At 61.6% G+C, this 14,666-nt stretch carries 9 protein-coding genes; 4 read left to right on the top strand and 5 right to left on the bottom strand.

All coding sequences use genetic code 11. The features are described from left to right. Positions 1 to 90: 90 nt before the first annotated feature. From ACIF4X_RS12845 to ACIF4X_RS12830, 4 genes are all read left to right on the top strand, one after another. Complete coding sequence (locus ACIF4X_RS12845; protein ID WP_397482405.1) at positions 91 to 1,224, top strand: MFS transporter; 1,134 nt, start codon at positions 91 to 93, stop codon at positions 1,222 to 1,224. Positions 1,225 to 1,332: 108 nt separating this feature from the next. Then, positions 1,333 to 3,060, top strand: coding sequence for a ShlB/FhaC/HecB family hemolysin secretion/activation protein (locus tag ACIF4X_RS12840; RefSeq protein WP_397482404.1), 1,728 nt, complete (start codon positions 1,333 to 1,335; stop codon positions 3,058 to 3,060). Positions 3,061 to 3,171: 111 nt separating this feature from the next. After that, positions 3,172 to 7,641, top strand: coding sequence for a hemagglutinin repeat-containing protein (locus ACIF4X_RS12835; protein ID WP_397482403.1), 4,470 nt, complete (start codon positions 3,172 to 3,174; stop codon positions 7,639 to 7,641). A 196-nt stretch (positions 7,642 to 7,837) separates the two neighbouring features. Continuing rightward, on the top strand, positions 7,838 to 9,013 hold the full coding sequence (locus ACIF4X_RS12830) for a M20 aminoacylase family protein (protein WP_127929097.1): 1,176 nt from the start codon (positions 7,838 to 7,840) through the stop codon (positions 9,011 to 9,013). On the opposite strand, the gene ACIF4X_RS12825 is transcribed toward ACIF4X_RS12830, so the two are convergent. The 5 genes from ACIF4X_RS12825 to ACIF4X_RS12805 are packed head-to-tail and all read right to left on the bottom strand — an operon-like array spanning position 9,010 to position 14,425. Further along, on the bottom strand, positions 9,010 to 10,191 hold the full coding sequence (locus ACIF4X_RS12825) for an aminotransferase class I/II-fold pyridoxal phosphate-dependent enzyme (protein WP_397482402.1): 1,182 nt from the start codon (positions 10,189 to 10,191) through the stop codon (positions 9,010 to 9,012). The genes ACIF4X_RS12830 and ACIF4X_RS12825 overlap by 4 nt on opposite strands. Further along, complete coding sequence (locus ACIF4X_RS12820) at positions 10,188 to 11,018, bottom strand: 2,3,4,5-tetrahydropyridine-2,6-dicarboxylate N-succinyltransferase (protein WP_397482401.1); 831 nt, start codon at positions 11,016 to 11,018, stop codon at positions 10,188 to 10,190. The genes ACIF4X_RS12825 and ACIF4X_RS12820 overlap by 4 nt, the downstream gene beginning before the upstream one ends. Beyond that, a complete protein-coding gene (locus tag ACIF4X_RS12815) occupies positions 11,019 to 12,278 on the bottom strand; it encodes a diaminopimelate decarboxylase (protein ID WP_397482400.1) in 1,260 nt (419 codons plus the stop codon). 37 nt (positions 12,279 to 12,315) lie between these two features. Further along, a complete protein-coding gene (locus tag ACIF4X_RS12810) occupies positions 12,316 to 13,011 on the bottom strand; it encodes an oxin biosynthesis protein (RefSeq protein ID WP_322844178.1) in 696 nt (231 codons plus the stop codon). 16 nt (positions 13,012 to 13,027) lie between these two features. Next, positions 13,028 to 14,425, bottom strand: coding sequence for a hypothetical protein (locus tag ACIF4X_RS12805; RefSeq protein WP_397482399.1), 1,398 nt, complete (start codon positions 14,423 to 14,425; stop codon positions 13,028 to 13,030). Between the last annotated feature and the right edge of the window lie 241 nt (positions 14,426 to 14,666).

Below are 14,666 nucleotides of genomic sequence, written 5' to 3'. Positions count from 1 at the left end.
CGATTTCAACGATAAGTTGGCGGGATTCGGATAATACGCCACTCGCCGTTTCTTAAACTCCTCAGCGGTTTCTGGGAGGAGTGAAGAAGAATGAATAACAGGCATTTCCTGTGGCTGGCGATTGCCCTGCTGATGTTTCCGCAGATCGGGCAAACCCTGTACAGCCCGGCGCTCGGTGATATCGGGCGAGTGTTTCAGGTCGGCCCGCAAGCGGCGGCGCAGACGTTGTCGGTGTATTTCCTGGCGTTCGCCGTGGGTGTGGTGGTGTGGGGGCGTCTGTGCGATCGCATCGGTCGACGCCCGGCGATGCTTGCGGGCCTGGCGATCTACGCAGCCGCCACGCTGTTCGGTCTGCGGGTCAGCAGTTTCAACGGCTTGTTGGTGGCACAGGTGGTGGCGGCGTTCGGTGCGGCGGTGGGTTCGGTGGTCACGCAAACCGTGTTGCGCGACCGCTTTAAAGGTGCCGAACTGGCGCAGGTGTTTTCCCTGGTGGGCATCGCCCTGGCCGCCAGTCCGGCGCTTGGTTTGTTCAGTGGGGCCGGCTTGGTGCAACTGTTCGGTTATCGCGGCGTTCTCGGCACATTGTTGTTGCTGGTAACCGTGTTGTGGTTGTGGAGTTGGTACACCCTGGCCGAAACTCGGCCACGGCCAGTCCGTTCTGTCGGCCTGCTCGAAACTCTCGGGCAAATGTTGCGCGACCCAGGCATTTGGCGCTCAGCCCTGTGGATCGCTTCGTTCAATGTGGCGCTGTTCAGTTACTACAGCCTCGGCCCGTTCATTTTTCAGCGGCTGGGATTGGCCGCCAGCTGGTTCGGTTACAGCGGCGCGCTGCTTGCGCTGGGCTCAGGTTTTGGAGCGTGGCTCAACCGGTATTTATTGCAGGCCGGGTTCAAACCTTTGCAATTGATTCGCCTCGCGGCGGCTATCGCATTGCTGGGCGGCGTGGGTGTCTGGTCGTTGCAAAAAAGTGATGCTTTCGTCCTGCCGATGCTGCTGGTGGTGTTGGCCTTCGGCTTGGCGATCCCCAACGTACTCGGTTCGGCACTGGCCGATTACGCTGATCGACTGGGCACCGCCGGGGCGTTGTTGGGCTTGATGTACTACCTGCTGATCGGCGCGGGACTGATGCTCGCCGGCTGGTTTCAAGCCCTCGGGGAAACCCTGATAGTGTGCAGCGCCGTGGCCTTGCTGCTGACAATAAAGCCAGGCAAAGCAATTGTTTAAGAAATGTAAGCGCTGTAGGAAGCGTCTTGCTTTTGTGTGGGATGGCTCCGACTATCACGATTATTGATGACATGGCATTACGCCATTTGATGATCGCAAGGAAGTTGCGTGCCGTTTCCGTTTCGCGCTGTTTTTCGCCGTCGTTCCCCGCTTTGCCCGCTGCTGTCGGCCTTTGTGTTGAGTGTGTGTGCCTCCTCGATTGAAGCCGCCGAACCTGTAGCGCCGGGCCAGGAAGTGCTGCGCCAGCAGCAACAGCAACAGCGCGATCTGCAACAACTGCAACTTGAGCAAAGAAAACGGCAATTGGAGCGCGGCGCGTTTGGTCTGGCACCGGTCACGCCGGCCATCCCGCAAACCGTCGCCCCCGATGAACGTTGCTGGCCGTTGAGCGGCACGCGCATCGGCGGCGTCACGCTGATCGACAGCGACACACTCAACGCACGAATCAAACCGCTGTTGGCGCCGTGCATGGGCGTCGGCCAGATCAATCATTTGCTGGCGACTATCACCGCGAGCTACGTCGACAAGGGCTACATCGCCAGCCGCCCGTATCTGGTCAGCGCTCCGGCGGCGGGGCAGTCGCTGGATATCCGTGTTGACGAAGGCTACATCGAGTCCATCGAACTGGCCGATCAAAGTCTGCCGGTTTCGTTGGGCGGCGCGTTCCCGGGAATGCTTGGCGAGCCGTTGAACCTGCGTGATCTGGAGCAGGGCCTCGATCAATTGAATCGCCTGCGCTCGATCGATCTCACCGCCGACATCGCCCCCGGCACCCAGCCCGGCGCCTCGCGGATCATCCTGCGTTCGCGCAGCGCGGCGCATTCACGCTGGGCCTTGAATGCCGGCATCGACAACCTCGGCAGCGCCAGCACCGGACGTGATCGCGACACCATCAGTCTGAGTCTCGACAGCCCGTTGCAACTCAACGACTTGTTGAGCCTCAGCGCCAGCGACACCCTCAACCAGGGCGATCGTTACAGCCGCAACGCCAGCCTGTATTACGCAATCCCTTACGGCTACTGGACATACAGCGTGTTCGCCAGTCACGCCGAATACCGCGCGCCATTCAAACTGCCGAGCGTGACCTTTCACAGCACCGGCATCACCGACCAGGTCAGCGTGCGCGCCGACCGTGTGCTGTGGCGCGATCAGAGCCGTCAGCTCAGCGCCAACCTGCAACTGGCGCACAAGGATGTCGACAGCTATCTGCAAGACGTTCGCCTCGGCATTCAAAGCCCGACCCTGACCGTGGCCGAGGCTGGACTCAATCTGTTCTTGCTCGATCGCGCGGTGTGGAACCTCGACGTCAATTACGCCCAGGGTCTGCGCTGGTTGGGCGCCGACGATGACTCGCAGCAGCAGATCAACAACCTGCCCAAGGCGCAGTTCCGCAAGTACCGCGCCGGCCTCAGCCAATGGCGCAATGGTCAGCTTGGCGCACAGGTCTGGCAGTGGCAGAGCCAGCTCAATGTGCAGTACAGCCCGGACCCGCTGCCAGCGATCGAACAGTTGCTCGGCACCGATGATTCGGCGGTACGCGGCTATCGGGTCAGCAGTGCCTCTGGCGCCAGCGGCGCGATCTGGCGCAACACCTTGCGCCTGCCGCTGCGCAGCGAATGGCCGGTGCAGATCACCCCGCGCGTGGGCCTCGACCACGGCTGGATCAAGGCCGATCACGGCGCGCAGGGCCAACGCCTGAGCGGTGCCAGTGTGGGTCTGAATCTGGGCTGGAAGAATCTGCAAGTGGATGTCGATTACCAACGCGCGCTCAACACCCCGGGCGGTCTGCAACACGAACCGCAAACCTGGCTGATGCGCGTCGGGGTACAGATATGACGCTAGCGCAACGAACAACGCAGTGAACAAACAGCCGTCGGATCTGAGCGCGTCAGCCACGGCCAAGACTAAACGCGCGACGTGATGCCGTACTCACATGGAGACGTTTTTATGCCAGCACACACCTTTGCTTTTCATCTGTCCCCTCGGGGTAAATTGCGCTGGGCGATTGCCAGCCTGTTCTTCGCCGTGCACCTGCCGAGCGCGCTCGCCGGCGGCGTCGTGGTCGCACCGGGCCCCGGCGGCACTGCGCAATTGCAGACCCAGGGCGGTGTGCCCATCGTCAACATCGTCGCGCCCAACGGTTCGGGCCTGTCGCACAACCAGTTCCTCGACTACAACGTCGACCGCCAAGGCCTGGTGCTGAACAACGCCTTGCAGGCCGGGCAATCGCAACTGGCCGGGCAACTGGCGGCCAACCCGCAACTGCAAGGCCAGGCCGCGAGCGTGATCCTCAACGAAGTGATCAGCCGCAATCCGTCGGCCATCAACGGTGCACAGGAAATCTTCGGCCGACCTGCCGATTACGTGTTGGCCAACCCCAACGGCATCTCGGTGAATGGCGGCAGCTTCATCAACACGCCGAACGCTAATCTGGTGGTCGGTCGCCCGGAATTGAATGACGGCAAATTGCAAAGCCTGAATACCCGCGACGCCAGTGGTCAGTTGCAGATTCACAGCGGCGGGCTGCGCAACGGCGAGGGTTCGATCAACCTGATCGCGCCGCGTATCGACAGCCAGGGCGCGATCACGGCACGCGATCAATTGAACCTCGCGGTCGGGCGCAATCAGGTCGATTACGCCAGCGGCCAAGTGAAAACTGTTGATCCGGCGGGCAACACTGGCGATCAACGCATCGACGCCAGCCTGTTCGGCGCGATGCAGGCCGGGCGCATCAACATTGTCAGCACCGCCGAAGGTGCGGGCGTGCGGGTTGGCGCGGTGCAGGTGGCCGGGCGTGACGGCGTGCAGATTCGTTCCGCCGGTGACTTGAGTGTCAGCGGTGAAGCGCTGGCCAACAGCCTCGACGTGACCCGCGCCGGTATTCGTAGCAGTCAGGGCGATGTCGGCTTGCACAGCGGCAAGGATCTGATTCTGGCCGCCACTGACGTTAGTGGTCGCGACGTCACGGTCAACGCGAAACGCAATCTGACCCTGTCCACGGTCGAAAGCCGCAAGCTTCAGGAAAAGCGCGAAAACTGGAACAACAGCACCATCGGCATCACCTGGGAAACCTACGATCGTACCCAGACCGACAGTGAGTCGCGCCAGCACGGCAGCCAGATTATCGCCAGCCGCGACGCCAAGTTGTCGTCCGGCAAAGACACTGAACTGAAAGCCGCCAAAGTCGAAGCAGCGAACCATCTCGACGTGCAAAGCGGCGGCGATCTGCGCCTGAGCGCCGCCACTGAAAGCCATACGCAGACTGATCAAGGCAACCACCGCAAGCACCTGTGGAAAGCCGACTGGAACAGCAGCAGCGAAGAGCAGCGCAGCATCACCAGCCAATTGAAGGCCGGTAACATCGCCCTGCAAACCGCTGCGTTGTTGCGCTCCGAAGGCGCTGAATTGAGCAGCGCCGGCGACGTGCAACTGACCGGTAAACAGGTGGAAATCACCACCGCCACGCACACCAACCGCAGCAGCGACAATCGCTATTCCGGTGATTTGGTTGGCGGTGGTTTCTTCGGCAAGACTGGCGACGCCGACAAGGGCAAGACTCAGCATCAGGGGAGCAAGGTCAACGCCAGCGGCAAGTTGATCGTCAAGGCTGACGACGTGCGCATCAGCGGCAGTCAAGTACGTGGCGGCACTGACGCCAGCGTGATCAGCGATCAAGGTTCGCTGATCATCGATGGCGTGCAGGACACCTCGCACAGCAACAATCACGACAAGGACAGCAAGTTCTTCGGCATCACCAAGGACGAGTCGCGGCAGAACAGCAAAGACAGCAGCACCGTGCGCAGCGAACTGGTGTCCGACAGCAACCTCAAGCTCAAGAGTGCCAAGGACATTGAAGTCGCTGGCTCGACGGTCAAGGCTGACGGTGCGTTGACGGCCGACGCAGCGGGTGACGTCAACGTGCATTCCGCGCAGAACACCCATGACAGCAGTGACACCACGCAAACCCGTGGCTTCGATGCGTACGCCAAAGAGCAAACGCCGGAGCAGTATCGCGCCGGGATTCACTACGAAGACAAGCAGCAAACCGTGACGCGCAACGACGTCACCCAGCAAGGCTCCAGCCTCAGCGGCGGCAGCGTGCAGGTGAAGGCTGGCGGTGACGTCACGCTCACAGGCGCAGAGGTGAAATCCAGCGCTGGCGACACGACGTTGAGCGGCAAAACCGTCTCGTTGCTGGCCGAAGCCGACAGCCACAAAACCTCCACCGACAGCTCCAGCACCGGCGGTGGTTTCTACTACACCGGCGGCCTTGACCGTGCCGGCAGTGGCGTCGATTTCGCCCACAGCACGGCGCAGGACTCGACCAGCAAAACCACTGCGCAAACCACCAGTGTGCAGAGCAACGGTAGCCTGACGATCAATGCCGAGAAACTCGCCACTGAAGGTGCGCAGCTCAAGGCCGGCAACGGTCTGAATGTTGCTGCCAACGAGATCGACAATCGCGCGGCCAGCAACACTGACAGCAGCACGCACAACGAGAGCAACTGGTCGGCGGACATCGGCGCCAACGTCGAGTACAAGGACATCGCCCGGCCGATCGCCGGTGCGGTCAAGGATGTGCTCAACGGCAAGGTGCCGGACAAGGACGCACTGGCCAACCTCGGTCAGCCGAATGTCGGGATCGACGTTGCAGTCGGTCACGGCAGTGCCAGCAAAACCGAGCAAAACAACAACGCCGTGGTCAGCCATTTTGACGGTGGCACTGTCGATGTGAAAACCAGCGGCACGCTGCACGACCAAGGCACTCAATACAACGCCAGCGCCGGCACAGTAAATATCAGCGCTGACAAACTGCTTGCCGATGCCGCGAGCAACACACACAACAGCAGCGCTAACGCGGTGGATGCCAAGGTCGACGTGCGCGTCTACACCAAGACCGGTGAAGACGTGAACGTCGCTGGCAGCGGCGCGGGTGGCAGCAGTGCGTCGAGCAAGGACAGCTCTACCGCCGTGGTCGGCGCTTATGCCGGCAGCCAGGGTGTGAACATCAAGGTCGGTGGTGACGCGCAGTTCGAAGGCAACCGTTTCGACGGCGGGCAGGGCGGTGTGAGCATCAATACCGGCGGTGGTCTGGCGCTGAATCAGGCCAACGACCGCCAGAGCAACAATGACAGCAGCCTGCGCGGTAATGGCTCGCTGACGGTCGGCACCTTGCCGGGCACCGATGGCACCAATGTCGACCTCGGCGCCGGGTTCCAGCTCGATCACACCGGCAAGCAGACCACTGACACCCAGGCCCACGTTTCCAACATCTCAGGCAACGGTCCGGTGCAGTTGAGCAGCGGCGGCAATCAAGTCCAGCAAGGCGCGAAAATCGACAGCGCCGGCGCCATCGATTTGCACGCCGACGGCAAGCTCGATCTGCAAGCGGCCACCGACACGCACACCGCCACCGGCAGTAACCTCGGCGGCGGCTTGAAGGGCGGCGGCAGTAAAACCAGCAGCGAGAAGAGCCGCGATCAGGGCGGTGATCTGAGCGGCAATTTCAATATCGGTCGGGTCAACGAGAGCTCGAAAACCCTCACCGGTGGCCAGCTCAACAGCCAGAACGGCATCGCGCTGAGCGGTGATTCGATTCACCTGCAAGGCACACAAGTCAGCGCACCGAACGTCAGCATCGACGCACAGAAGGGCGGTTATGTGCAGGAGTCGGCGCAGTCCACCGACAACCGCAATAACTGGAGTGTCGCGTTGAACGCCGGCGGCAACCTGAGCAGCAAAACCCCGACCGCCGAGGATGAGAAGGCCAGCAGCGATCACGGCTTCAATGCCGGGGCCAAGGTGGGCGTGGATTACTTGCAGGGCAGCGCCCAGCAGAACAGTCAGATCAAGGCTGACCATGTGGTGTTGAACAGTGCCGGTGATGCACAGCTTTCGGGTGCGCGGATCGATGCTAACAATGTCAGCGGCAGGGTCGCGGGTGATCTGACGATCGAAAGCCGTCAGGACTCGAACAACCACGCGAAAGTCGATGTCGATCTGGGCCTGACCGCGAAGAAAAACCCGCCGAGCGACAAGGAGAAACTCGCCGGCACCGACTACAAGCCAACGCTGACAGCACAGGGCGAATATGCGCACAAGGACAGCGTTGCGCAGGCGTCCGCGATCAGCGCCAGCCAAGGCGTGAATCTTTTGGTCGGTGGTGCCACGCAGCTGACCGGTGCACGCATTTCGGCAACGCAAGGCAACGTTGATCTGGGGGGCTCGAAGGTCGTCAGCACTGACCTGAGCAACCTCGATTACAGTGTGAAGGCCGGGTTGGACCTGCCACAGAAGAAGGAAGAAAACGCACCGAAGGTTTCCCTTGAAAACGGCAACCTGAAGGTCGGCCCCGTCACGCTGAGCGGGCATCTGGACGGCCAGTCACTGCAAGCGGGGATTGACGACAGAGGCTAAACCCGAAGGGTGGTGGTTGCAGGCGAATCGGCATCCACCACCAAACCCTGCAGGAGCGGGTAAGCCCGACGCCCACATCAGCGTGGTGAGCTCACCCTGCGGCAGTGTTCATGACGTGCATCCGTGCCAGTTGCGAAGTTCAATGACACAGAATAGTGTGGCGACTCAGAGCAGCTCCAGGGACAGGAACGTCAGGATGGCATCGGAAACGGATTTCGCACTGCAGGAACAAATGATCGGTTGGCGTCGCTGGCTGCATCAACATCCGGAAGCGGGTTTTGCCGAGCGCAAGACCAGCGCCTTCATCGCAGAAGTATTGCGCAGCTTTGATTTGCAACCGCATATCGGCATCGGCGGTACGGGTGTTGTCGCCACCATCGAAGGCGAGCAACCAGGTATCGAGATAGCACTGCGCGCCGACATGGATGCGCTGCCCATCCAGGAAGAAAACACCTTCGCCCATCGCTCAGTCCACGACGGCTGGATGCATGCCTGTGGCCACGACGGCCATAGCGCCATGCTGTTGGGCGCTGCCAGCCGACTGGCGGCAGATCGCAGTTTCGCCGGCAAGGTTCATCTGGTGTTTCAGCCGGCCGAGGAAATCGGCACGGGTGCGAAGGCGATGATGACGGCGGGCCTGTTCGAGAAATTTCGCGCTGAGTGCGTCTACGGTCTGCACAACTGGCCCGGTCTTGCGACCGGTCGATTCGTGGTTCATCACGGTGCGGCGATGGCGGGGGCGAGGCCGTTCGAAATGGTTGTCAGCGGTTGTGGTTGCCATGCGGCGATGCCTCACCAGGGCGCCGATCCGTTGCTGGCCGCGGCCCATTTGGTGACCGCGTTACAGAGCATCGTCTCGCGCAATATCGACCCTGCCGATGCGCTGGTTCTCAGTGTCACTCAGTTCCACTCCGGCGATACCCATAACATTGTGCCCGACACTGCACGGCTGGGCGGCACCATGCGTTACTTCCGCCCCGAGGCCGGCGAGATCGCATCGCGTCGAATGGCCGAGATGGTCGAGCAGTTGGCCGCCGGGATGGGGGTTCGAGCGTCGCTGAAGTTTTTCGAGTTTGGCTCGCCGCCGCTGATCAACAGTGCCGAGCATGCGGACCATTGCGTGGCTGCAGCCAGTGCTGTGGCGGGCCGCGAAAACGTGGGTACCGGGGTCGCACCGAGCATGACCGGAGAAGACTTCGCCTTCATGCTCGAGCGCAAACCCGGCGCTTACATCTGGATTGGCAATGGCTCCGCTGAAGGGGGCTGCTCGTTGCACAACCCGCGTTATGACTTCAACGACGAGATCATGCCACTGGGCGTTGCCTATTGGGTCGCGCTGGCCCGCCAACGCCTGCAGCCCGTCGAACGTTAACGACCTGCAAGCCCGGCACTGAGGCGCAGCAGGGCCTGGCGCATGACCGGTTTCTGATGAACCAGTGCAATGCGCACGAACGCTTTGCCGGGGTTGCTGCCCTCGGCGTCTTCATGACACAGGTAGCGACCGGGCATCACGCGCAAACCCTGTTCGCTCCAGAGTCGGCGCGCGATCCCTTCACCATCGCCGACCGCCAGCCACAAGAAAAAACCGGCATCGGCGCGCCGGTAATCGGGCACTGCGGCGAGGTACTCATCGGCCAAGTCCCAATTGCATTGGAGTGCCTGTTGCTGACGCTGCACATGCGTTTCGTCGTGCCAAAGCGCTGCGCTGGCGCTGCACGCCGGCCAGGCCAGCGAGACCCCGCAACTGCGGTTGAAGCCGGCATAAGCGGCGACGCTAGACGGATCGCCGGCAATGAAACCACTGCGCAAACCCGGCGCCGCCGAGCGCTTCGACAGACTGTGTAGAACCACGAACGGGCAGGACGCAACCGCATCGGCTTCCACCAGGCTGAGGTAGCCGGGGGGTGGTGAGTGCGGGACGAGATCGGTGTAGCACTCGTCGACCAATAACGTCGCCTGGGCGTGGAAGGCCATGTGGCTGAGGCTGATCAATGTGCTTGCAGGCAGTATGTTGCCAAGCGGATTGCCGGGGTTGCACAGCACCAGCGCCGCGATGCTGTCACCGGCCTGATCCAGTTGGCGGGCGAGGCTGGCCAACAGGTCAGCGTCGTTCACGTCATAAAACAGCGCTTGCGCACCGGCCGCATCGGTGGCGGCGACATAGGTCGGATAAAACGGATTGGGCAGGACCACCACCGGTGCTTTCACGCCACGTGCCCGTGCGCGTGTCACGGCGAGGGCGATGCAAGTCGCGACGGCCTGTTTGGTGCCGGGCGTAGGCTCGATGGCGATACGCTCTTCATCGAGACAGGTGCCAGCGCCGAAGCGACGTCGTAGCCAGCCACTGTAGGCTTCGCGCAATTGGGGAGTGCCGGGCAGAGGCGGGTAGCGCGTCCACTGGTCGAGTTCGCACAGTGGTGCCAGCAATGGCGTCGGGTCCCCAAGCCGGGTTTCGCCCAGGTGCAGGGCGATGACCGGCTGCCCGGTCGCGGGCGGCAGGTCATCCAGCAGGCTTTGCAGTCTGGCGAAGGCATTGCCTGCGGGGGTCATCGGCTGAGCTCTCTGACCAGATCGTTGAGTGAGGTTTTTGATCGAGTGCGCTCATCGACATATTTCACGATCACCGCACAGGCCAGGGATACGCCCGGCAATTTCGGGTCGGCGCGGTTGCCGGCGATCACCACTGCATTGGCCGGGACTTCGCCGAAGCGCACGTCGCCGGTTGCGCGATCGATGATCGGGGTCGAGGCGCCAAGATAGACGCCCATGCCAATCACCGCACCGTTGCGCACGATCACCCCCTCGGCGACCTCGCTGCGGGCACCGATGAACACGTTGTCCTCGATGACCACGGGGTTGTTGCCGATCGGTTCGAGCACGCCGCCCAGACCCACGCCACCGGAGATATGGCAACGTGCGCCGACCTGAGCGCAGGATCCGACGGTCGACCAGGTATCGATCATAGTGCCTTCGCCGACGTAGGCGCCGATGTTGATGAAGCAGGGCATCAGCACCGCACCTGGAGCAATGTATGCGCCCGCCCGGACCACCGCGCCGGGCACTACGCGGATACGTGCATCGCGGAACGCGGCATCATCCCAGTGCTCGAATTTGAGGGGCAGTTTGTCGTAGCTTTTCGGCCGCCATGGAGCGGTTTCGCCCACATGATTTTCGCGGGTGAGGAACGACAACAGGATGAGTTTCTTGACGAACGTATCGGCGACCCACTGGCCTTCTTCCAGGCGCGCTGCGCGCAGTTCACCGCTTTCCAGTCTGGCGAGGCCGTCTTCGATGACTGGCACCAGCGCCAGCAACTCGGCAGACGTCAGTTGCGAACGCCGTTCAAAAGCTTCTTCAATCAATGCACGGTTACTCATTTAACGATCCTTGTGAGGGTTGAAGACGTCGACGGGTTGCCATTGAACCGGGCCGGTATGGTCGTCGAAGGTTTCCGCGCGACGGATTTCCACGACATCGCCGTTGTCAGTCAACATCAGTTCTGCCGGGCGCAGCCGGCCGTTGTAGGTAAAACCCATGGCATGACCGTGGGCGCCCGTGTCATGAATCAGTGCCAGGTCGCCGATGGCCGGCGTCGGCAAAGGGCGATCGATGGCGAACTTGTCGAAGTTTTCGCATAGCGCACCCACCACATCGAACACGCCTTCGGGGCGTTGGCCGGCGAAAGGTAATGTCAGGTGGTGGTAGGCGCCGTACAGTCCGGGACGCATCAGCGCGGACATCGAGGCGTCGAGACCGACGATTTCCCGGCCTTTGCTGCAGCGGTTGATCACCCGCGACACCAACACCCCATGCGGGCCGGTAATGAAACGGCCCAACTCCATCAGAAGTTTCGGCGTGTTGCGCGGGAAGGCTTGCTTGAGCGCCTGTTTCAGCGCGGCGGCGTAGGCGTCCAGATCCAGTGCCTGGTCATCGGTGCGGTAAGGAATCCCCAGGCCTCCGCCTATATTGATGTACTCGAATTCGATGTCGGCTTCGCGCGCTACACGCGCAGCCACTTCGATGACTTGCACACCGGCCTGCACTGCAGCCTCCAGTGACAGCTCATTGGCGCACATCATGCCGTGGATCCCGAAACGTCGGGCACCGAGGTCGTAGGCCTGGCGATAGCTTTGCACCAGATCGGCATCGGGCACGCCGAATTTCGATTGTTGCGCATTGCCCATCTGTGACGAGCGGGCGATGACCCCGTGAGGTGAGACGCGCAACCCTACAATTTCGGGCAAGGTCTTCACTCGGTCGAGCATGCTGCGGTCATCGAAGGTAATCAGGGCTCCGGCGTCCAGCGCCATCTGGTACTCGCCGAGCGCCGTATTGTTGGAGGTGAAGACAATGTCGTCGCCCCGCGCACCCAGTCGCTCGGCCAGCATCAGCTCGACCGGCGACGAGCAATCCAGCCCGCTGCCCTCTTTGAGCAACAGGGCCAGAATCGCCGGAGTGGGCAGCGCCTTGACCGCGAAGTACTGACGAAACGCGCTGTCGGCGAAAGCCTGCGCGACGCGTCGATGAGTCTGGACGATGGCGCGCTCATCGTAGAGATGAAAGGGCGTCGGGTAACGTGTCGTCAACTCATCAAGCAGGGGGAGCAAACGTCGGGCAAAGCTTTCGGATATTGGCACAGCAGGTTTCTCCTCGCAGCGCAGGGGGCGGACGGGTTCAGGGCACCAGAGCGACGCACATGGTGCGATTGCGCAGGCCACTGATCGGACGCGTGTAGGGAAAGTAGTACGACTCCTGGATCTCGAAGCCGGCCTCGATCAGCGCATCACGCAGATAGTCCCTGGAAATGAACCAGAAGCCATCGACCTTATCGTGGGCCGCAAACAGCGCCTCGGGATCGCGTGGCGAGTCATTGGAGAACACCAGAACCGTGCCGGAGTCCAGGTTCAGTTCCTTAAGCTTGTCGAAGGTCGGCTTGAGTTCCAGTTCGGGATGGAAGAGGTGGCCCAGCAAGCCATCGGCGTAGACCGACTTGACCCCGGCGAGGGAGCCGGGCTCCAGCGTGAAGAAGTCAACCTTGTGCGCATCGACGCCTTTTTTGCGACTCAGGATCACGGCTTCGTCATTGAAGTCGATGGCTCTGACCTGACGTCTGGCCTCCACCAGATCGCCCTCGACAAATCCGTTGCCGCAGCCAATGGAGAAAATCGTTGCACCTTCCTGGGTGAGCGATTTCAGCTTGAGACCCAGGTGCGAGCGATATTCCGGGCTGTAGGTAGAAGGCGTAATCGAGTCGTTGAAGGCCCCACCCTGTTCCCATATCTCATAGATCGTGGCGTTGCTGTCGCCAAACTTGCGGGAGGTGCCGTAGTAATCTGTCACCTGTTGGAGGTCCTGCATCGGCTTTGTCATCTCTGTCTCTCCTTGTCTAGAGTCGGGCTTGCGCGCGAGTTGCGTCGCAGTCCGTGGGTACACGCACAGGCTCTTGCACGTATTCGATGGACTGCGCCGGCGCGTTGGCCAGCGCAGCAACCAGTGCCTGCAACGGCTGGGGCCGAGCGGGTCCGTAGCACTGGTAAAAGGCAGCGGCGGCATCAGGGTCGCCGCCGAGCAGGGCATCCGCCAGCACTCTGGCCAGCGAACGCAAACCGGCCAGCAGGGCGCCGTGATCGACCACCAGTTGTGGATGTTGCGGGTCGTCCTGGCGCAGGGTCAGGGCACCGAGCTGGACGAAGTACGACAGCTGCAGGTACATGCCGTCGCAATCGGGAAAAAGGCCAAGTCCGCGGTTGAGGTAGCGCAGACATTCGCCCAGGTAGTACTCGAGCACCTGCTCGGGCGGAATCTGCAGGGCAGGCGCCCATACCTGGGCAAGAATGAGGATGCCGTAGACATCCGCTGCCACCTCTTGCAGCACCACCGATGCCCAGCGGTCAAGGGTGTTCAACGGGCCGTATTGGGTGGCCGGGCGATGGACGAAATGGCCCAGCTCATGGCTGAGCACGCCCAACGCAGGAATGCGTCGCAGGTGTTCGCCAGTCGGGTCATAGTGTTTGCCGGTTGACAGGAACTGCCGGGCCAGCGGCGCCGCCAAATGCTCGACCATGGCCGCGTGGGTATTGGCGAAGTAGTAGGTTTTCTTGAACGGCGAACGTTTGACGCCTTCATCTTCGGGCAGGAAGTAGGCGACATGCTTGGGGTGCAGATTGCCTTCACCGGCCATGAAAAAAACATCAGTGGCGGCGAAGGCCGGCAACTCCCCCAGGCGCAGGTTGGTGTGCAACTGCTTGAGGTAGGCGGGGATTTGATCCACCAGGCTCAGGGCCAGTTCCACGTCCTGTTGTCGCGCCGGATTGCGTCGGCAGCCAAAGGCTGTCGGCAGTCCTCCCGGTTGCTTGCCGTACCAGGTAGCGATCTGCCCGGCGACCAGGGAAACCTCTTCTTGCAGGCCGGCCAGGGTCCTGAGTATCTCGTCGCTGTAGCCGTATTCGATGGCCTTGGCCCTGAGCTGTACAGCTTGGCGATCATGAGCTCGTTCGAGGTCGTTTTCCAGCGCACGCAGGGCTTGCGCCACTGCGCCGGGGTTGCTGAAACGTGTGCGTTCTGCCACGCCATCGAGCTTGGCGCTGCGCCATTGCTCATCGATGGCGGCCTTCAGCGCATCCAGTCGTTCTTGCCAGGCAGCGTCTTGACGAGGGTTCGTCGGCGCAAGATCAAGCAGGGTCAGGTTGTAGTTGCTCGCCGGCGGCCAGAAAGGGCAGCGATAACCGTGGTAGGAGGTGGCCTTGGCAAGATTGCCTGAATAGTCGAACCGATTCACGCTCATTACTCCCTCTACTTATTGATGTACGGCAGCGCCCACTCAGCCTGCAAACAGGCGCAAGTAAGCACGGACTCAGTAACTGGACGATGTTCCGGGCGCGCATGACTAATAGTCGCGGCGCATGTCGGTAACAGCGCGCCAAGTGCGTTGATTAGTTAGGCTTGACCTGGAATGACTGGCTGATCGATAGCCGTGCTGGCACTAACGTCCAGGTGCGATGGCAACTGGACGGCGCAGCAATAAA

Origin of the sequence: Pseudomonas sp. NPDC085632, assembly GCF_044541255.1 — a bacterium.
GTDB lineage: Bacteria > Pseudomonadota > Gammaproteobacteria > Pseudomonadales > Pseudomonadaceae > Aquipseudomonas.
The sequence above is the reverse complement of the archived record's forward strand: the minus strand, read 5'-3'. Positions and strand labels throughout refer to the sequence as shown.